A 20,285-nucleotide genomic window follows, 5' to 3' on the forward strand; every position below is an offset into this window, starting at 1 on the left:
CATTAATAAACTGACTAATTTTTTATACATGGAACATTATACTATGAACCTGAACCTGAAGGTCTGGAGGCAGAAGAACAACAGCTCTAAAGGTGCATTTAAATTATACAGGGTGGAGAACATTTCATCAGAAATGAGTTTCCTCGAAATGTTCGACGTGCTGAATGAGCAACTGATCCACGATGGCGAAGAGCCCATCGCATTCGATCACGATTGCCGTGAAGGTATCTGCGGAACCTGCTCCATGTATATCAACGGAAAACCGCACGGACCATGGCAGGCGAATACAACCTGTCAGCTGCACATGCGTGCCTTTAAAGATGGCGATACTATTGTGGTAGAACCATGGCGTGCAGGCGCATTCCCGGTGATCAAGGATCTGATGGTAGACCGCAGCGCGTTCGACCGTATCATCCAGGCCGGCGGTTATATCAGCGTAAATACCGGTAATGCGGTAGATGGTAACGCACTGCCGATTGCCAAAGACAAGGCAGATGAATCTTTTGCAGCGGCGATGTGTATCGGTTGCGGTGCCTGTGTTGCAGCATGTAAAAACAGTTCTGCTATGCTGTTCCTGAGTGCAAAGGTTTCACACCTGGCCTTACTGCCACAGGGTGAGCCGGAGCGCAAGTCGCGTGTGATGAATATGGTGGCCCAGATGGATAAGGAAGGATTCGGATCATGTACCAATACCGGCGCATGTGAAGCAACCTGCCCTAAAGAGATCTCCCTCACCCATATTGCACGCCTCAACAAAGAGTATATCTTTGCAGGTGTGACAGAAAAATAAGCACAGATCTTAAAAGATACAGGCCGCAGTTCATCAGTTATGCTGATAGAACTGCGGCTTTTTTAATCCCTCTGTTTTGGCCAACAGTTATTTCCGTTTTAAACAGTTCAGCGTATCGCAGGATCACTGCGCCATGAAAGTGTGTACGGATGCATGCCTGTTCGGAGCCTGGCTGGCCGGAAAAACAACACGCCAGTCTATAGCAAAAGCGCTGGACATCGGCACTGGTACAGGTCTGCTAAGCCTCATGCTTGCGCAGCAGCACAGGGGCCTGCAGATCGATGCGGTAGAACTCGATACAGCGGCCGCAAACCAGGCAGCAGAAAATATCAAAGCTTCTCCGTGGCCTGAACAGATCCATGTGCATCCGGTCAGCATTCAGCAATACCCGGTTACAAACGATTATGATCTCGTCTTCTCCAATCCCCCTTTTTTTGAAAACGACCTGAAAAGTGCGAGTGACACACGGAACCTGGCCCTGCACAGCGCGGCCTTATCGCTGGAAGAACTGGCAGAGATCGCAGTAGCACAACTTAAGCCCGACGGTCATTTCGCCGTACTTCTCCCCTGGCACCGCAATCCTTACTTCCGCGAACTGGCAGGTTCAAAAGGACTATTCCTGGTTGAGGAAACAAGGGTTAGACAAACACCAAAACATGATTTTTTCAGAAGCATGCTGCTCTTTTCCGCAACGCCGGCTGCTGAAGCTGTTCGCGAAACAGAGATCACGATCAAAGAAGGAACGCGATATACACCTGCATTCTGCGGGTTACTCGATGCTTATTACCTGGATGTGAACCGTGCTTAATGAGCTGCGTAATCCTTCAGGTAATCGAAATGTGAAGTCAGGCGGCCTTTCTCCAGGATGGTTGCTTTCTCAATGATCTCACTGCCACCCTTGCGGATATCATCGAGCACATATTTGATCAGCTGTTCGCCGAAATACTTGCTGGCATCGCGCGGTAATTCGTTGGGAAGGTTTCCTACAGCCATGATGTCTACGCTGCCGCTGATATAAGGAGCGGTCTGTTCACCGGTCTGTTTGTTCACACCATACACCGGATCATCGATAGTGGCATCGCCCAGGTTACAGGGAACGCTGCCGCCTTTATCATCTGTGATATCCGCAATGGTCTGGATACGGAAATCTTCTCTGTTCAGGTCTTCCATGCTGAACAGGCGCGGGATATTGTGATCCCAGTAAATACCGTTCATGAGGATATCTGTGTGTGCGCAGTATTGCGCGAAGATGTTCTCGTATTGTTCCGGGTTGGCATGGAAATCAGAGCGCGAATAAGCACCTGTTTCTTTATGACGATAAAGATCGTTGCCCTTGAGATGCACATACACAGGATAATCGAAATCCCGGTGCAGGTAGTCTTCCGGTTCCACTTCCTGGATATCTACCAGGTTCATGATCTCCAGTATCCCGTGCGCTACTCTCCCGCTGCCGGTTACCGCAATCTTGACGGGAGGCAGCTTCAATCCGAAATAAGTATGGATCAGTTCGCGGTAATCTTTTACTTCACCCACACGCCCGAGGTGAAAAGCACCGGTACGGTTGCCATAGGCCATCAAGCCGTTATGAGCTCCCACAATACCCGCGAAGAACCCGAAACCGATGATCCGCTGGCCGTCTTTATGTTCAAGGCATTCGTAATCTGTAAGGGTGATGCCTTTGTCCATCATAGCGTGCAGCATTTCCTGGTTATAAGGCTGCTTTTTACGTGTATGGGAAAAGAACATGTATTTTTTGTCTGCCAGCAGGTTGGCTACCGGCACTTCCTTGATACCGAGCAGCAGGTTACATGCAGAAAGATCAGCCGTTACTTCAATGCCTGCCTGGCGGTATTCGTCGTCTGTAAAACAGCGGCCGGGCGATGTCTGAACCAGGATCTGAATATCAGGAAAGTTTTTCACGAGCCATTTGCACTGTCCGGGCGTAAGTGCCACACGGTTATCCGGCGGAGTTTTTCCTTCATTTATAAGTCCTATAACAAGCATTGATCTATTTTTGTGGCCGCAAGATACTAAAGAAGGCCGGGCAAAAGGCTCAGATTCATCAATTTGTGCGTTTTTTTGCCGGTTTTCCTCCAATATCAGCTGTTATTATGAGATATTTTGAATTGTTCAACATACCGGTAAGCCTGCAGGTGGATCAGAAGCTGTTATCGGCCCGTTATTTTACGTTGCAGCGCCAGTACCATCCGGATCTTTTTGCGCGGTCGGCCCCGGAGGAGCAGGAAGCGGCGCTGGAGTTGACGTCGCTGATCAACCAGGCATTCAAAACACTGAAATCACCCGATGATACGATCCGATATGTGCTGAAAGAAAAAGGGTTACTGCAGGAGGAAGAGAAATACCAGCTCTCGCCGGATTTCCTGATGGAAATGATGGAACTGAATGAACAGCTGGAAGAAAATGAAGATGTAACCGCGGCAACAGACCGCATTCAAAAAGAGATCTATGAGCCTGTTAAAACGATTATTGCAGATTATCAGGAAAGTGTTACTACCGAAGAAGAGTTGTTGCAGGTAAAAGAATACTATTTCCGGAAGAAATACCTGGATCGTATCGGGAAGCAGCATTAAAAAAACTGAAGGTAAAGTATCATTATTGCCGCTGATGCAGTAATATTGCAGCCCACTTGAGCCCAGATGGCGGAACTGGTAGACGCGCTAGACTCAAAATCTTGTTCTCGCAAGGGAGTGCAGGTTCGATTCCTGTTCTGGGCACAATTCAAATGAAGCAGTTACACATGGGTGTAATTGCTTTTTTTGTGTACGTAACTCGAACCCAACATGAGGTTACAGCATTCGCGAAAAGCTTTTGGAAAGTTTAAAACTTTCCAAAAGCTGGTCTCATAAAATCTTGCGCTCGCAAGGGAGTGCAGGTTCGAGTCCTGTTCTGGGCATTTTTCAAGAAAGCAGTCACACATGGTGTAATTGCTTTCTTGTGCGCGGAAGGAACTCAAACCCACTGAGAATTGCGCCATTCGCGGCCAGCTTTTGGAAAGTTTTAAACTTTCCAAAAGCTGGCCTCACATTTCTGACTCATTTTTGTCAAAAAGTTTTACAACGTAGGGCAAGGAGGCCATTACGCCGCTGATTCCCGAAACTGTCAGGCTCAACAAAATTGCATCAATAATCTCCGGCTTGGTTGCGCCCAGTTGTTTGGCCATCGGTGCATGGAATTTTACAGCCGTGTCGTCACCCATAGCTGTTTTCATAGCTATATAGATAAGTTGCTTTGTTTTAGCATCAAGCCCCTCAGATGCGATCAACGATTGTATAAGTCCATCAAAAGCTTTGGCAACATCCGGGGCCTCTTTCATAAATAGTTCCATTGTATTACTTTCCATCGTTTTTCTTTTGCGTTGTTTCCTCAAAAGTATATCTGTGCAACTGCCTGAAAGATGATCTTGTTATGCCCTAGCTATGACGTCTGTCATGACTTGCAGATAGTGAGCTGTAATACAAAAATTCCCCCTGCAGACACAAGGGATATGAGAAAAACGGTTATTATATCGTATAAACTGCGCGAATAGCTTTTGGAAAGTTCTAAACTTTTCAAAAGCTATGTCCAAGTGGAATCATTTCTCTTTATATAACTTATCAAAGAATACTTACGATACTCTTGATGATCGAATTGAACGATTACCTGCACATTTTCTATACTTAGTTAGAAAAAAATGAATTCAAAACGCATACCCAGGCGATAGAAATTGCACTGAAAATTGAACTATCATTTTTTCCATTCGTCAACTCTGGCTTGAGTTACAATACTTCCACCCAGCTTTAAAACAAGTGTTTTAGTATATACAGGGTCGATATCTGAACCATAGTCCTCGACTACTTTATAGGCAATTACAGTATCAGTTTTAAAATCCGGAGAACCAAGCAAATTCAATATCTCAGCGGTAGTTTTACCTTTCAGGTTGTAATTGGCCAGCAGATCTTTTAACATCGCTTTACGCGCTGCAGGCGGGCCAAAATCCTCTTTTGTCGCCCATTTCTCTTTCTCATACTTTCTTTGACAAGAGAAAAGACAAACTAAACTAACTATCAAAAAAAATATCCGCATTTACAGGTTTGACTTAAAAATATAACCAAACATTCAAAAAAACACTGAAAGTGGCACTGTTGTATCGGCAAAAGCCCGTGTTTACAGCATTTCAGACACACGACGCATTGGTTTTCACTGCATATTAAGATTACCAGCCTTGTTGCCAAATACTGAAAACATACTTTGAAAAAGCACTGAAAATTCCACTATTATTATCTGAATATTCACGTTGATCAGGAGAACTCATAGACTTCATCAGTATGGCAGCAAAGGCCTTCACCCATAACTGATTTGCGTCTGTTAAACAAAAATTTATTGAATGAGATTCTTTTTCCACTTATTGAGAGCGTATTTACAAAACCTTCGATTCTGCTTCCCTCTTGAATCTTGCCGTTATTAACATCAACTAGTACAAAACGAAAGCCAGGTTCATTTTTAAGAAAATCCCACTTTATCAGCACAAGCTTTTCGTTTCCCGATGAAAATGCATACTTATCCTGCCACCCGCCATTCGCTATCTTGATAGTGTCAGAACCCAATATTTCTATTTCACACGTCCGATATGGAGAGCCCATTCTTATTTCGTCCGCATTTGTTATTTTAACTTCAATGTTACTTTGAAAAGAACTCATAGGCCGGTATAAATTTCAATTGCAGTTTGCAGGTATTGCAATTTAAGAAAGTAAATTACAATGATAGTTGCACTGAAGCAATTTCTTCATTTCCGTATAATACTCGAAGTTTGCACTGCAACTTACATCATCCCTCTTATTTTTACAGGGAGCTTAATTCAAAATACATCAATGCGAAAAACACTGCCAATCCGTTTTTTTCTAATGGTGTCTGTAACATTTTGCCTTACCAGGATCACCGCACAAAGTACTGGCACAAAAAAAGGAGCATCTATCGTGACTGAATACCATAAAAACGGAAATAAAGCATCCGAAATAGATACCATCTCCGGCTATCATAAATATTATTATGAAAATGGCAAAATGGAGATGCAAGGAAAGGTAACAAAAGATTACAGAGATAGTACCTGGAAATATTACACAGAATTAGGGTTTCTTCAAAAGGAAGAGTTTTATAATGCTAAAGGAAAACTTCGTTCCAAAGAATTTAATTATTTCAAGAATGGAAAGGTAATGAGTGAAAAAGAGGAATATTTTGAAGGCGATTATAAAGACAAATCAACATTCAAATTTTATCAAATAGAAAAAGTATTCTACACGAATGGGCAATTATTTTCGGAGCGACATAGTATAAATGGGATTGTTACATCAACTAAATGCTGGGATTCAAAGGGCCATCCGCAACCGATTGAATATATGGATACAGTCAAATCTCTGGAAATACAATAAAATTGCACCGATACATAGTTGAATACCCATGCCTGGCACTACCTCTTCAATCATAATACTTCAGTATATTTTTCAGTACGACTTCAGTGATGTAAAATCGTTTTTACCATAAGGATGGGGAATCTTTCGATGTTGTACATTATTTAGGCAGATTAAATTCTGTTTATTTATTTGACCAACTTACTCCAAAAACTAAATGACGATATAAGCAGGACTTATCTGAAAAAGAATGCAGTGTTACCAGCTTCGGCAATAACTATCTTAATTCGTTAAAATTCATCACGAAATTCAAAAAAGAAACACGAAAGAATACGAAGCTGTAGAAATTTTTCAGTCAATTATTCCATTGAATTTTACACTATCTTGGCATAAAACAAATGCTCGCTAATCTTTAGTAACTCTTTGCATGGAAAATACAGGTACATTAATCCAAAAATTTCCGGATAAAATTAATAAGGCTATACATCTTCTTATAGATAACGATAATTTAGCCGATGATGAACTCTTTAATCTTTATATAGCTAATGGCATCGATCAACAAAGTGCAGATGACATTCTTATTTTTCTTCCTGTTGTTTTCATAAGACATATGCTTCCAAAGGTAAAGTGGCCTGAAACGTATAATGAACTCGCTAAAAACAATCAAATAATACAAAAAAAGTATAGTGACTCATTTGCTTACAATATTATTTACAAAATCACAGAAAAATACTTTAATGACAGACCAAACCCGGAAGTGATTCTAAAAATAGCAGGCAGGAGTGCGGAGTTTAATGCCTTGAATAGTCTGTTAACCAAAGAGCCACACCTGAAAATCGAAGACGTTACATTTACTGAGGCAAGCATTATTCGTCGATCAGATCTGAAACAAACCCTTTAAAAATTGTATTGTATCTTAACAAAGACAACTGCCCCTTCTACTCGTTACAATAGAGGATTTAGAATAAACCAAATTATACTTAATCCTTATTAAACACTCAGGTTTGCCGGCAATTTCCGACGCGCAGTGCATTACATCAATGCATATATGAAACTCAAAATATGTTTATTGCAAAGCAGTATATCCCTCAAAACAAATACATAAGACATCTGTTTTTTTCTGCCAGAAGTGGGACTCGCACTGAAACTTGTGCTATCTTATCATTATTTTTATGATTATGGATTTAACATTAAAAGAACTCACTAAGGACATATCAAAAATTGACTTCGATGATATTTTGTCGTGCTGGCAATGGCTTATAAAAGACATGAAAGCTATTGCTGCAGTATCAGTAATCGGAGATGTATTTTTTATAGGCAATGACAAGGGAGTTTATTGGATGCAAACTGATACTGGTACATTGTCTAAGATTGCGGCAAATCCAGAGCAATTTGAAGCATTGTTAGCCGATGAAAAAACAGTTGACAACTGGTTTTTACCAGGTCTTGTTGAACAACTACTCAATGCTGGCAAAACACTGAAAGAAAATCAGGTTTATAGTTATAAGCTCTCCCCCGCTATTGGTGGTGACTATTCAGTTGAAAATCTTGAGCCGACTGATATGAGCGTTCACTTCGCTTTTGCCGGTCAGATATGTGAACAGGTACAAAATCTTCCGGACGGAACTAAGTTAAATATTACATTCCAAAAAGGTTAAGGAGTTAATTGTGCTTAATTTTTTTATATAATTCAGCTATGCCCTGCACTCTCGTAATACGCGGAAAACATTTTGATGCCGATGATTTTTTTAAAAAAAGCAAACTTCGCGGCTACACTATAAATTACAAAGGCACCCCGATATTTAAAAATAAGCCGGACGGAAAGAAAATGATGCATACTTCTGCTTCGATACAAACAAGCAGTGCCGGCTTTAATGATATGCCTAAGCAGGTAAAAGATACTATTCAGTACCTGGAACGAAACAGGGCAAAACTTGAAAATATATTATTGACCAGGCATATTGATTACGCTATATTGGATTTTGGTGTAGCATTGAGAATTGATCATCAAAATATACTTATTCAGTCAGAAATTTTATCCAAAAAACTTATTAAACTGGCCGGAGAATTAGGCCTGAGTATCGATATAACAATTTACCCTCCTGATTTAGAAGAACAGTTATCACAGCAAGGGCAAAAGCGAAGATCGTGCTGAATGTTGAACTATCAACGTAAATGAAATTGTATTGCTTTTCACGGTATAATAGATAATGTTCCAAAATACCTGACTAACGTCAAATTAGGGAGCTTTATAAAGAACTCTATAAATTAAGGTTCAAACCGTATTGAATCTTTGCTTAGGCCCCATATTAGTGCAAGCTATCCGCCGGATTATCAGCGATCCCTATGCGCATCTGTGAATCACTCCCCTATCCTCGCTAACAGTAGTATTCAATTTAAATTCTATAATTAATTAAACTATCAGGTTTGCCTGTATTAAAACCAGGATAACTCACAGATACATAATTGATTATATTTATGAACCAATCGCAACAAAGATGGAAATTTTATTAACGGCTCTTCTCGTTATCGTTTTTTCGATTGCATTTATAGTACCCTTACGCCTAAGTACGGTATTAAACAGAAAACTTCGATCTACATTTTGGGTTGTTACAGTTCAACTGGTAACCGGGTTGACATACCCCAGCCTTAAAACCGGACAGTATCGTAACAGGCAATAACAGCTCCGGGAATACCAAACAATACCCGAGATGGAATAAGTCTGAGATTATTAACCCAGGCTTTGATAAAACTTTGTTATTCGGCGTCTGGGGGACGCCCGAAGCCCCGGCATGCGAATTTCAAATAAATGAGAAACGTTTATTACTGTGCGACTACGATGGTGACGATAGCCGGTTTTACAGAATCTTCGGAGACAGCATTCAATTAGATAATCCAACAGTCGTATTTGGCGGAAAGATACTCAGGCTAACAAAAGACAGCTTAGTAATTCACTGGCAGAACAACAAGACACCAGATGTATTGGCCAGATGGCCGGAGGACAATTAATGTAACCGTAGTTACAAGATCAGGAATTACAAAGAATGACTTGAAAGCTATGATTTTATTTCTTAATTATTTGACATAGAATTTATTAAAGAAGAGTATGACTATAATAAAGTATCCTAAATTTCATTATTATCATCGATGCTATTTATATTAGCTTCAATAATATCTTAAACTATGCGTGAGGATAACAAGCGGTGGTTACTAAGCATGATGAAAACATCTGGCAGCAAAAGAGATCGTTTGCAAAATGGGCGATATGCGGATGAAAGACACCTTCAGAAAAATATCGATCCCGAAAATTTGCCGTCACACGAAAGTATTAAATCAACATCAAAGTTCTATAACGGTAAAATTAATTATGGACTACTCGTCAGGTTCTTACGCGGGCAAACAGGTAACGACTGGAACGAAGTTTATTCAGAAATTATCAGCCGGATACCAACAAAACTACTTGACTACAAAGACATGGTTTTTAACTTCGTTGCAGACAAAGTGGAAATGATTGACGGAAGACCCTGGAATAAAAAAACGCAACAATTTATCCGGACAGACGAACCGTATAAAACAGTTCATTTTACTGAAAGAAAATTACAACCGGAGGAAACAGAATTTTATGTTGATCCGAACACAAATAAGCTGGTTCAAATTCAAAGGAAATCGTATAAAAAATACCATTCGGGAACATAATTTATGTGCTGCATGCAGTACGCGAAAAGCTTTTGGAAAGTTTGTAATTTTCCAAAAGATACCCTCACAATTTGTACATTTAAAGCCCTTGTTATTTAACAGTAATACAAATGTCTGTAACAGTCCTGAAACTTATTCCAACAACTGCAACTTATATACCTGATGAAGAAAAGCAGAAGAAAGCGGTAGCTTTGTTAAGAACGATTTATCCAAGAAACGAAATAGCGGCATCAGTGACAGAAAGGGTTGAATTTATCGATCCGGGCAGCAATTTCGAAAGCATAAGTTGTAACAAATGCAATAGTACTATAGAAATTGAGGCCTGGCACGAACTAATGGATAAAGCCTGGCAGAATAATTTTTCGGATTTAATGATTACTACCCCCTGTTGCAATAATGCTTCTTCGTTAAATGAGTTGACCTATCAATTCCCCGCAGGATTCTCAATGTTCACATTGGTAATATTTGCGCCTTCTGAAAAGATAAGAAGTGCTGATTTTCAAAGATTACAAAATGAATTGAACAGCCCCCTCAAAGAGATCTGGGCTCATTATTAAATATACATAATGGAATAAACGAATTCTACAATGAAGAAAATCCTATGGTTTTTATTCCTGATTAGTTTTTCCGCATGCAATGGAAAACATAATTCACAACTTGAAATTAATCTCGTGCCGGAAAAAGGGGATGAAATACAGGAGTTGAAAACCTTTTACCTGCAAAGCAGGGACTTATCTGAATACAAAAAATCACAGGCTGAAAACAGGAAGATAAAATCTTCTATTTTGAGAATATCGGCACGAAAAATCCTAATAGATTCTTCATTACTACAATAGATTCAGGTACTTATTTTGGATTTATTTCGATAATCGTAAAGGATAGAGATTATTATATCAATATCGACTCCATTCATATCAGGCCGGGGATGAATCAGCTGATAAAGAAAGTCAATTTGAGATCAATTGGAGTTGAGTAAGTAACGATTCAGGAAAAAGAGCGTTAGCAAACGCGCGATCAATGCTGATTTTGCCAAGATCACAAAAAAAATTTCTTACTTTATGTAAAATACCACATTATAACCCGACTAATGACTAACAGACAATTTTTCAAATTTCTTTTTCACAAAAAATCAATACCATTAGCCGGATTTTTAGTTTTCATGTGGTTTGCAATCAACGCTTATGTTGATTTGAATATGACCTCGAATGAACTGATTCCGCATACCGGCGAACTGATCAGAATTGACAGCGTAATCACAAGAGTTAAGAACAAGCCTTTCTTCAAAGAAATAACAAAAGAACTTAGGCTGGCTCTTGAGGGCGAAACATCTTATTTTACGTATGCAACTACTTCGCATTTCGGAGATATCACCGCTCAGATTAATGTTGGAGACTATGTAACAGTTTATTCCAACCCTAAAAAGTCTGTGATTTTTGGCTTTAAGAAAAAAAATGATATCTGGCGGCTGACAAAAGGCGATGCCGTAATAATCAATTATGCAGATTACCAGCGCATGATCCGTAAATCAATTCCTGTTTGCTGGGGGATCTCATTATTCTTTCTGGTTTGGTTTTTAGTTTGGGCAAGACCCAGATGGCGCTCGATCACTTAAACGGTTTATTCCGCTGAGTGATACAATATTAGCATATACGTAATTAACCAAAATAATTTCATACATTGACACCTATGCATAACTGGGCGACCATTCAAAAAGAGCAACAGGAACTCTGCAGCAGATTGCAGACAGACTGGACTCCCATTGACCCCAACGCAATTATTGGTTTTAACAGGTCATTATTTTCAGGAACAATGCCCGTTAATGGATTAAGGCACCCCAAACACGGCAATGCTACAGGCTGGTATTTGTGGACTGGCGGCGAGATACCTCTGAACGATGATCATTTCTTTGAACCTATACATGCCGGGCATCTTTTGGATAATTATACCTGGCTGTTCAAATATTTAGGTCTCCCTGCCGGCTGGAGATTCCAGATTGATACCAGTGGGTATGAAGATGTCTGGTTTGACAAGTCGCTGCGGATCATCAACAACTGACATTCATGGAATTAGAAATAGAAATTACTGACCTTAAGGACAAACTGGATAAGCTAAAAAACAGTATACATCCGGATTATCATAAATACCTGAACATCCGGTCAATCGGCAACTTTCTTACACATTTTGATAAAATAAAGCCGGATAGTAAAAAAAAGTTTATAGTACAGCATCTCAACAATTTTCTTGATGCATCCGGAGAATTAATTACACCCTCACCTGAGGAGTATCTCGAGTTATACAACCTTTATATTGTTCCTGTAGGAAGAATTTATCAGGCTAAAGCTAATTTTTCATTTGTGACCAAACCTGCATATTTTATAATATATGCTGTTATAGGTATCGCAGTGCTGTTTTTTTTAAAAGCCCCCATATGGGCGAGTCTTCTTATCGTAATACTAATTATCCTGTTCACCTATTTGAATATAAGAGACAGCAAAACTGATAAAGCGTGGGGAGTATCTTATTAAAACAGCAGGCGTATCCCCTATTGTTCATGTAGTTCACCAACTCCAACCCATAAGCCGAAATAAACGAAACTCGAACTCAGCACTGAGAATTGCACCATTCGCGAAAAGCTTTTGGAAAGTTTTAAACTTTCCAAAAGCTGAAGCGCCTTGAATAAAAACACGTTGTCCTGCCTGTAATTTTCCTAAATCAAAAAGTGCATTACCGGCTACGAGCCCTGTTAAAGGAACACCTGCCGCTTCATTAAAAGAAATGCTTTTGGGCTTCAATGCTAAGTGACTTGCTTTTGCTACAACATATTCAGCATAACTTCCATTCCCCGGAAAGTTTGGAACACCATACACTTCATCGCCCTTTTTGAAGTCTGCCACATGGCTTCCTACTTCTTCCACAATGCCTGCCGTGTCCCAACCCAATATCAATGGTAATTTCAGGAACGGTCTTAATATATCATTGCCTCCTTCACGAACTACCCAATCAACAGGATTTACACCGCTCGCGTAAACCTTTACTAAGACTTCATCGTCGACAGGTATTGGACGTTCAGTTTCTTGAATTTTGAGAACTTCTACCCCTCCGAATTCGCTAATTACAACTGCTTTCATTTTAAATTATTTGTTGATACAAAAATCATCAACCAAACAATAACCAATGTAGCCGTTTTTGACTTTGTTGTAGCCGGGAATGAAGAACGGTATTTTTAAAACGAAGACGGTACAGTGAAATTGACACCCGGGCTGCTATTTGTCTGATCAATATAATTTCAAATCCCATCTGATGTATTATCACGTAAAGCTTTTGGAAAGTTTGGAACTTTCCAAAAGCTAGCCTTAAGGAATCCTTCATCAAATAACGCTTAAGAGTTTATTCTTTTATTAAATAAATTTAATATCTTTCTCAATTACAACCTCAACTAACTATCATGTTCAACCTCACCCTTGAAGGCCATCTGCAATTAGCTGGCAATGAAACCAATGGTACTGTTGCATTGCTTGATCAGGGAAATGCAATCCTTGCCGTTACAACAGCTGATGCAAATGGAAGATTCAGCCTGGAAACCAATACTGCGCCCGGATTAAAACTATATGGTTTCCCCGGTCAGGATCTTACTGATGCACAAATAACACCTGCACTCAGCCAGTCCTCAACGGTTTATTATGAAACCGCTGTTCCGTCAACCACAGCTACACATATAACACTTTATCTGAATGGCGCATCTTCATTAGTAGCTGCATTCAAAAAAAACAATCCCGCAACCGCACAACCACAGGCTAAAGCTATGTTGTTTGGCGATTCGGCTAATATCTTGTTACCCGGGTATTCGACAGAATTTCTTGCACATCTTGCACCAGAAAAAATTTACAGCCACGATACCTTCCTGGAAAAAGCCGGTGCAGCAGGCGGTGTATCCGCATTTGCTTCACAGCTTACGCAACATCCAGCGCCGTCCGGCAGTTTTGCTGCTGCGGCGGTTTCGCCGGCAACCCGTGCTTCCTCAGTAACAGCAAAGCCTGGTACCGATTATAACATTCCCTCTTCCGCACGCTGGGCGAATAATTATGGTAACTGGTCACAGGTATTGGAGCTCAACACTCATGACTGTGCAGACAGTATGCTGAAACTTTCACAGGTATCTGATGGCCTTGCCGCCAGTGCTGCAGCAGGTTCCGGTGATGATCCTGCAAGCGAAGTGGCGCAGGCATTGATAAAATTAACCCTGGCTGCGCTATCAGCCGGCTCACAGGAACAAAAAATTGCCGGCGCAGTAGGCACACAGGTATTCGGACTGGTACAAGGCTGGGTCTTCGGGCAAACTGCCAATCCCGTGGTAACGATGCTGAAATCTATTTCAAATCAGCTGAACGAAGTGATCAGCAGCCAGATAACGATATGCAATGACCTTAACCTGATCATGCAGGAAGTGAAAGTAGTTCTGGAAAATACCATATTGGTGGCATTGACCTCTGCTATTTCTACCATTCAGTCAAATGCAGAACAGGTGGCCGGTTATGCCGGTACTAAAAAAGGAATTTCAGCAACTGAACTGTCGTCAATCTCTGCTGCTATCTTAGATACCAATGATGGTGTAAATTATGCGCTGACCCAGATCCATAATCTCATTATGGGAGTCGGCGGCAGCACTTCTCTCCCATCAGCATTGTTTCAATGTCTTTCAGGAACAGGTACCATTAATGGATTGAACAGAAATTTCCTGAGTAATGAAAATTTCTTCATCCCCTTTCAAACAATGTTCCACTACTATGTCAATATTCAGACGCAAGGAGTGCAGATGGTGATGCAGGCACAAAATTATACTGCCGGCGCCCCGACTACTATAACCACGCCATTCAGCTGGTCTCAGAACGCTTCTGATAAATACAGCAAATGGCTGATCGGCGGCGGATCAGGAGCCAAAATGGTACAGCAGCGGGATACTTATCGTGCGCTTGTGGCACCTTATTACAATAATTTTCTCGGTTATATGGGCGCTTTGCCAGACGATATGGGAACAGGATTGCTTCCGCAGACCTCAGAGAAGGCAGCTCCTGTATTTTACAGCATAGAAAGTAAACTGCTCGTTTTTGGATTTATCAGTTATCAAATGCGTCAGTGGACATCAGGAAAAATCATCTCCCGTAATGATCAGATTGCTTATCTCGGCATACCCGATGTGATCGCACCGCAGCTGCGCCTCCCGTCGAAGCAGGAAATGCAAAACCTGTTAGGACAGGGATTTACAAGCAGCTATTATAACGGCAATTACGCTCAATACCTGAGTGATCAGGGATTCTCCAACGATTCGGGCGACTATAATTCTGCTTTCTGGAATAATGTAATGGTATGGACAGCCGATACATTTGTTTGCGACGAGAAATACGGAATGTATCATGTGGGAAATATTACGCCGGGCTTCTGGGAGTATTGTAATGTTTATCCTCCTTACGATATAAATTATCAGTCAACCCCGATAGACAATCCCTGGCTTCTGGGGACATTTCCGGTAGCTGTCTCACTGCAGGGTAATTCGTCAGGAAGTTTTTCCACCTACTCCGGCCCTTATTCTTCAAACCCGCATGATCCTCAAAACCACCCGAATGCATGGCAATGTTTTTACAATTGGGTTTACGGAGCCTTTGGCGTTGCGGATGCGAAGCCCCTGGAAATTAACCTCAGCGCCATTTACGATGCTTCAGGTAATTCAGCTATTGTGATGAGCGCAGAAGGAGACGATTATTTCCCTTATTTATATACAGCAACCAGTTCCGGCGTTTCGGGGCCGGATAAGCTTACCAGAAGTGAAGCATTTATTGTTGGACACTCAGCCCTGGTATTAACAGGCGCAAGTTTATCTATCCTTTTTACAGATCAGATACAAGGCGGTGTTTATACAATCACCAAAGATCTGCAGACAGGTGTTTCAACATGGAACGGGAATATACCTGGCATATATACGCAGCATAAAAACGGCTTCCGCCTGATAGAGAGTGTTTTTGAAAATAACAACAGTCATCAGCATGTAGTGCTTATCGGCAAAGATGATAACCAGCCTTATCATATTCACCAGAACATGCAGGATAGCAATTGGGGAAACCTTGAAGCATTGCCCAATCAGCACCCGGCTGGTTATAGTGATTTCAAGCTTACCAAAACAGATAGTTCCATTCTTGGTGTTTTCCTCGGAACAGATGATGGCCAGCCCTATGGTATCAGCATGAACAGAACAAACATTACGTGGGGCTGGAATGGAAATGTATTTAATATTCCTTCGGGCAAAAGCTTCAGCGCGCTTGCTCTTACTAATGTCAATAACAATGGCCAGCTCGTACTGATCGGCAATAACGACCATCTGCCCTATCTTGTTACACAGGATGCATCCACAGGCGCATGGACATGGCAAGGCGAATTAACCAACCAGCACAGTGCAGGCTTCAGACACGTAACAACTGTTATCGATAGTAATAATAATTTCCACGTGTTCCTTACAGGGCTTGATGACGGAATGCCGTATCATATTTATCAAAATGCAGGAAGTTCATGGACTTGGGGCGGGCAGATCTCTGCCGGCATTACCGGCAAATATGAAAATATCAAAGCCGTAGCCGATAATTCAGGAAATATATACCTGTTCATGAGCACTGCAGCAAATGCAGCATACCTGGCAATGTATAGCCAGGCAGGCTGGTCATTTAACGGGAGGATATCTGCTGTTAATTAAAGCGTTCAGATAAGACTTCGTATTGGCAACCCATCCTGCCGGCATTAGCGCGAAAAGCTTTTGGAAAGTTTAGAACTTTCCAAAAGCTAACCTCACAGGTGTTCGGAAGAATTTAATAATTCTACCAGTCTTTGCATAGACATCTTTTGGAGTTAGGCGGAGACAGTAAAATCGTTATGATAGAGGCCAAAGAAGCGCAGGCGCAAAGACGCGGCCCGGCGGCCTGAGCGGCACAGATGCCTGCATCGTCTGAAGGTTAAAATCTATACGCAGCTTTAGAAATCGCAAGTGTGCTACGCTGAGTCCCCTTCTGCAGATATCGGCGGGAAAAGCTTTTGGAAAGTTTAAAACTTTCCAAAAGCTAACCTCACTTGAAGGTTTACATCTGTCGTTTATTTAATCAATTCCAACCCATAAGCTGAAGTACCGAAAAGCGTTACAGGTGTTACCTTCTTACCATTAAAAATCACTTCAGTTACGCCATAAGGCCTGGTCGTATCAGCCGAGGTGCGGATAAATAAGGTTTCCGTTTCGTTCTGTTTAAGAGAAAACTGAACAGTTAATCCTTTATCGGCATGGGTCAGGGGAACACTGAAATAGTATTGGTCTGCCTGGCCGGATATAACATAAGTGCCCGGAGTCATTTTACTATAAGCCATTGTATCACGGCCCGGAAATCCCCATCTAATGTTGAAAGTTCCGCCCTGAAGCTTTGCAGGAGAAAGCAGATCATCGCCGGAAGCATTCAGCACACGAACAGGTACATATTGTTCGAAATAGCAGATAACAGGTAAACGTTCATCATTTGCTTCTTTCATACACCCGGCAAAACCTAAGCAAATAGACAGAATAACAAAAAAAGTAAAGAATCGTTTCATAAGACTGTATGTTTTGGTATCCCGTAGATACATTGCTGTCAGGATACGTTGCCCGGCAAGAGAAGAATTTTTCAGCAGATCAGAAGCGTCATCATACATTTACGGCATCATCTTTTTGAATAACACCGCAGAGGCAGTCATGGAAACCAACGTTATATTAAATAACAAACAGCCATCACCTTCTAACCATCGTATCTTTCAGAAAAGACTTCGTATGATTCTCCGTGTATCCCGGATCCTGAGTTATAGTATTCTATTTTGCTTTGTCTTTTCGTACGGTTACTCGCAGGTGTTGCTGCAACCGCACCGGATCGTTTTGCCTGGTGGTGCCAGTTTCAACCTGAACATCCCAAAGGGATATCATGTGTCGGTAGCAGCGAATGTGAGTAACCGGTTACGGTTTCTGGCGAAGAGCCCCGACAACCGGCTGTTCGCTACAGATATGTATAACCGCGGCGATAACAAAAGAGGCAGGATCTACCTGTTTGAAGATTGGGACGACTCCGCCAGACAGTTCAGAAAGAAAACAGTGTTCGCGGAGAACCTGCATAACCCAAACCAGATCCTTTTTTATACCGATAAAGGCACACACTACCTCTATATTGCCGAAACAGGGAAACTGACACGTTATGAGTACCGCGCCGGCGAAAAAACGCTTAAAGGCGAAGGTCAGGTGCTTGCACGTTTTCCTGATTACGGGCTGGATTACAAATACGGCGGCTGGCACCTCACACGCAGCATTACACAACATAACGGCAAAATTTATGTGAGCGTGGGCAGCAGCTGCAATGCCTGCATCGAAAAAGAAGATATACGTGCGTCTGTTATTGAAATGAATCCGGATGGTTCTGGCAGCAGAACTTATGCTACAGGTGTACGCAATTCAGTGGGTATTAAATGGTTCAATAACCAGCTCTGGGCCACATTTATGGGCCGGGATCTGTTAGGGCCCGATAAGCCCGAAGACCTTTTCGGCACGATCGAAAACGGAAAGAATTACGGCTGGCCTTTTTACCTCCAATACAAACAAAAGATCTATCCGGATAAAGCCATGATGGATTCAGCCGCAAAGAACAACATCAAAACACCACCACCGCCTCCACTCGCCTATTGCGGCTTTAAAGCACACACGGCACCTTTGGGATTTGATAAATTCACAGGTTTTTCTGATCCGCTTTTAAAAGATAAATTCCTCGTGGCGCTGCATGGTTCTACCACTGTTTCGCGGCAGCGCGGCAATGCTGTGGTGATGATCACGGGAAAAAATAAATATGTGGAAGTTGTTACCGGCTTCCTGTCTGGCAAAACGGAAAAAGATCGCCACGGCCGCCCTTGCGATGTGATGATGAACGATAACCATTCTTTTTTCGTGACCGATGATAAGAATGGGGTTTTGTATTATATCTGGAGATGATCTTCTACATGTAACGTGCGAAAAAACTCACCGGGAAATTCCGGTGAGTTTTTTGCATATTTAAGATCCTATACGCCGTAAACAACGGCTAATGTAATGGGCACATTCAATGCTTTGGAAATAATGCAGTGCGTTTTCGCACCTTCAGCAATTCCTGTAAATGTTGCTTCATCCACACCTTCGATAAGCGTTGCCTTTAATTCCAGGTGAATGCCGGTAATACTTAATGCCTGCATATCGAGGTCAACTATGGCAGTAGTATAAATATCGCCTGCAGAAATACCGTGATGGGCCAATGTTGCGCTGAGGGCCATTGAGAAACAACCTGCGTGTGCAGCAGCGATCAGTTCTTCGGGATTAGTGCCAATTCCATCGGCAAAGCGCGTTTTATATGAATATTGAGTTTCATTCAGCACCGTGCTTTGCGTACTGATTTCTCCTTTACCTGTTTGCAAGGTACCATTCCAATGTGCTTTTGCGATACGTTTCATGATATTTTGATTATGATGTAAAAAAATATTTGATTGATTGATTGATGATTGGTTGTTATTTGTTTGCTTCGATCAGGATGGCTGCCAGCTTTTCCGGCATGGATATGAACGGTGTATGGCTGCTTGCCAAAGTATATACTTTAGATACTTTGCCTGATTTTACCATGTACTGTTGCGCAGGATAACTGATCGCATGATCATTGAGCGTATAGATGTAGATCTTTTTAACACCGCCGAAATTCTTTTCAGTCAGCTGAACAGGTGTGGCAAGTGGCGCCAGGGGTTCGGGTTTAATATTGGCGGAGAGATATTCCTGAACCTGCTGAGGCGCATCGGCAGCAAAAATGTCGGCTACGGCATCTTTCGCAACGATTGCAACGCCGTTTTCCTTATCGATGCTCAGATATTTACCGATATGGGATGCCGGATCCTGTTTCGCCAGTGACAAAAGGCTTTCTCCATTATGCGGCAAGGCTGCAGCCAGGAAGACCAGTTCCTTAATCTGGGGGCTCGCTTCTTCAGCAACCTGGCTGATGACCAGGCCCGCAAAGCTATGCCCTACCAAAACAACATTGGTACGGGTGCCGATAGCAGCTTTTACCTGGTCTACATAGGTTTGAAATGTGATACCGGCAGTTACGCTTGTATCTTTTCCATGGCCCGCCAGGTTCACATTGATCACTTCTCCGCCCTGGGCTTTTAATAGCGGGATAACAGCGTTCCATGAAGACGCATCTGACCAGGCGCCGTGAACCAGTACAATGGTTTTAGAATCTTTGGTCGTTTTCTGAGCATGAGCGGTGAAACCGAATACGCTCATTACAATCACTATTATTGCTTTTTTCATGTTTTGGGTGCCTAATTGTTTATTG

At 41.8% G+C, this 20,285-nt stretch carries 23 protein-coding genes and 1 tRNA gene; 16 read left to right on the plus strand and 8 right to left on the minus strand.

Annotated features, from left to right (window positions below):
- Positions 1-28 precede the first annotated feature (28 nt).
- Both B5D42_RS14610 and B5D42_RS14615 read left to right on the plus strand, forming a co-directional pair.
- Positions 29-790, plus strand: coding sequence for a succinate dehydrogenase/fumarate reductase iron-sulfur subunit (locus tag B5D42_RS14610; protein WP_078832269.1), 762 nt, complete (start codon positions 29-31; stop codon positions 788-790).
- A 76-nt stretch (positions 791-866) separates the two neighbouring features.
- A complete protein-coding gene (locus B5D42_RS14615; protein WP_078832270.1) occupies positions 867-1,598 on the plus strand; it encodes a tRNA1(Val) (adenine(37)-N6)-methyltransferase in 732 nt (243 codons plus the stop codon).
- Here B5D42_RS14615 and B5D42_RS14620 read toward each other — a convergent pair.
- Complete coding sequence (locus B5D42_RS14620; RefSeq protein WP_078832271.1) at positions 1,595-2,794, minus strand: NAD(P)-dependent oxidoreductase; 1,200 nt, start codon at positions 2,792-2,794, stop codon at positions 1,595-1,597. The genes B5D42_RS14615 and B5D42_RS14620 overlap by 4 nt on opposite strands.
- Before the next feature lie 107 nt (positions 2,795-2,901).
- On the opposite strand from B5D42_RS14620, the gene hscB reads away from it, so the two are divergent.
- Positions 2,902-3,381 carry a Fe-S protein assembly co-chaperone HscB gene (gene hscB, locus B5D42_RS14625; protein WP_078832272.1) on the plus strand — a complete coding sequence of 160 codons (480 nt, stop codon included), beginning with the start codon at positions 2,902-2,904 and terminating at the stop codon, positions 3,379-3,381.
- A 60-nt stretch (positions 3,382-3,441) separates the two neighbouring features.
- Positions 3,442-3,525: transfer RNA gene (locus tag B5D42_RS14630), tRNA-Leu, on the plus strand.
- A gap of 305 nt (positions 3,526-3,830) precedes the next feature.
- On the opposite strand, the gene B5D42_RS14635 is transcribed toward B5D42_RS14630, so the two are convergent.
- The 3 genes from B5D42_RS14635 to B5D42_RS14645 form a co-directional block, all read right to left on the minus strand.
- Complete coding sequence (locus B5D42_RS14635; RefSeq protein WP_078832383.1) at positions 3,831-4,151, minus strand: carboxymuconolactone decarboxylase family protein; 321 nt, start codon at positions 4,149-4,151, stop codon at positions 3,831-3,833.
- 383 nt (positions 4,152-4,534) lie between these two features.
- Entirely contained in the window at positions 4,535-4,873 is a 339-nt protein-coding gene (locus B5D42_RS14640; protein WP_139367179.1) for a hypothetical protein, read from the minus strand.
- Between the two features lie 215 nt (positions 4,874-5,088).
- Positions 5,089-5,487, minus strand: a complete 399-nt coding sequence (locus tag B5D42_RS14645; RefSeq protein ID WP_078832274.1) for a hypothetical protein — start codon at positions 5,485-5,487, stop codon at positions 5,089-5,091.
- A gap of 171 nt (positions 5,488-5,658) precedes the next feature.
- Between B5D42_RS14645 and B5D42_RS14650 the strand changes: the two genes are divergently transcribed.
- The 10 genes from B5D42_RS14650 (at position 5,659) to B5D42_RS14695 (ending at position 12,416) form a co-directional block, all read left to right on the plus strand.
- Entirely contained in the window at positions 5,659-6,216 is a 558-nt protein-coding gene (locus B5D42_RS14650; RefSeq protein WP_176113025.1) for a toxin-antitoxin system YwqK family antitoxin, read from the plus strand.
- 406 nt (positions 6,217-6,622) lie between these two features.
- Positions 6,623-7,096: a hypothetical protein gene (locus B5D42_RS14655; RefSeq protein ID WP_078832276.1), complete on the plus strand. Its 474-nt coding sequence runs from the start codon at positions 6,623-6,625 to the stop codon at positions 7,094-7,096.
- Between the two features lie 277 nt (positions 7,097-7,373).
- Positions 7,374-7,853 (plus strand): T6SS immunity protein Tdi1 domain-containing protein, encoded by a 480-nt coding sequence (locus tag B5D42_RS14660; RefSeq protein ID WP_176113026.1) that lies wholly within the window; start codon positions 7,374-7,376, stop codon positions 7,851-7,853.
- A gap of 38 nt (positions 7,854-7,891) precedes the next feature.
- Entirely contained in the window at positions 7,892-8,350 is a 459-nt protein-coding gene (locus B5D42_RS14665; protein WP_078832278.1) for a DUF4279 domain-containing protein, read from the plus strand.
- A gap of 1,028 nt (positions 8,351-9,378) precedes the next feature.
- Positions 9,379-9,891 (plus strand): hypothetical protein, encoded by a 513-nt coding sequence (locus B5D42_RS14670; RefSeq protein ID WP_078832279.1) that lies wholly within the window; start codon positions 9,379-9,381, stop codon positions 9,889-9,891.
- A 110-nt stretch (positions 9,892-10,001) separates the two neighbouring features.
- Positions 10,002-10,448: a hypothetical protein gene (locus tag B5D42_RS14675; RefSeq protein WP_078832280.1), complete on the plus strand. Its 447-nt coding sequence runs from the start codon at positions 10,002-10,004 to the stop codon at positions 10,446-10,448.
- A 30-nt stretch (positions 10,449-10,478) separates the two neighbouring features.
- On the plus strand, positions 10,479-10,727 hold the full coding sequence (locus B5D42_RS14680) for a hypothetical protein (protein WP_078832281.1): 249 nt from the start codon (positions 10,479-10,481) through the stop codon (positions 10,725-10,727).
- A 251-nt stretch (positions 10,728-10,978) separates the two neighbouring features.
- Positions 10,979-11,503, plus strand: a complete 525-nt coding sequence (locus B5D42_RS14685) for a hypothetical protein (RefSeq protein WP_139367181.1) — start codon at positions 10,979-10,981, stop codon at positions 11,501-11,503.
- A 74-nt stretch (positions 11,504-11,577) separates the two neighbouring features.
- Positions 11,578-11,946, plus strand: coding sequence for an immunity protein Imm33 domain-containing protein (locus tag B5D42_RS14690; protein ID WP_139367182.1), 369 nt, complete (start codon positions 11,578-11,580; stop codon positions 11,944-11,946).
- A gap of 5 nt (positions 11,947-11,951) precedes the next feature.
- On the plus strand, positions 11,952-12,416 hold the full coding sequence (locus B5D42_RS14695; protein WP_078832284.1) for a hypothetical protein: 465 nt from the start codon (positions 11,952-11,954) through the stop codon (positions 12,414-12,416).
- Positions 12,417-12,449: 33 nt separating this feature from the next.
- On the opposite strand, the gene B5D42_RS14700 is transcribed toward B5D42_RS14695, so the two are convergent.
- Positions 12,450-13,019 carry an NADP-dependent oxidoreductase gene (locus tag B5D42_RS14700; protein ID WP_078832285.1) on the minus strand — a complete coding sequence of 190 codons (570 nt, stop codon included), beginning with the start codon at positions 13,017-13,019 and terminating at the stop codon, positions 12,450-12,452.
- Positions 13,020-13,336: 317 nt separating this feature from the next.
- Between B5D42_RS14700 and B5D42_RS14705 the strand changes: the two genes are divergently transcribed.
- Positions 13,337-16,630: a PLL family lectin gene (locus tag B5D42_RS14705; RefSeq protein ID WP_078832286.1), complete on the plus strand. Its 3,294-nt coding sequence runs from the start codon at positions 13,337-13,339 to the stop codon at positions 16,628-16,630.
- A 392-nt stretch (positions 16,631-17,022) separates the two neighbouring features.
- On the opposite strand, the gene B5D42_RS14710 is transcribed toward B5D42_RS14705, so the two are convergent.
- Positions 17,023-17,448 carry a hypothetical protein gene (locus tag B5D42_RS14710; protein ID WP_217698839.1) on the minus strand — a complete coding sequence of 142 codons (426 nt, stop codon included), beginning with the start codon at positions 17,446-17,448 and terminating at the stop codon, positions 17,023-17,025.
- A 274-nt stretch (positions 17,449-17,722) separates the two neighbouring features.
- On the opposite strand from B5D42_RS14710, the gene B5D42_RS14715 reads away from it, so the two are divergent.
- A complete protein-coding gene (locus tag B5D42_RS14715; RefSeq protein WP_176113027.1) occupies positions 17,723-18,922 on the plus strand; it encodes a PQQ-dependent sugar dehydrogenase in 1,200 nt (399 codons plus the stop codon).
- A gap of 68 nt (positions 18,923-18,990) precedes the next feature.
- Here the strand turns inward: B5D42_RS14715 and B5D42_RS14720 are convergent, their stop codons facing one another.
- Entirely contained in the window at positions 18,991-19,413 is a 423-nt protein-coding gene (locus B5D42_RS14720) for an OsmC family protein (protein WP_078832289.1), read from the minus strand.
- Between the two features lie 55 nt (positions 19,414-19,468).
- Complete coding sequence (locus tag B5D42_RS14725; RefSeq protein ID WP_078832290.1) at positions 19,469-20,260, minus strand: alpha/beta fold hydrolase; 792 nt, start codon at positions 20,258-20,260, stop codon at positions 19,469-19,471.
- Positions 20,261-20,285: the final 25 nt, after the last annotated feature.

It is taken from the genome of Sediminibacterium ginsengisoli, from assembly GCF_900167075.1.
GTDB classification, from domain to species: Bacteria; Bacteroidota; Bacteroidia; order Chitinophagales; family Chitinophagaceae; genus Sediminibacterium; species Sediminibacterium ginsengisoli.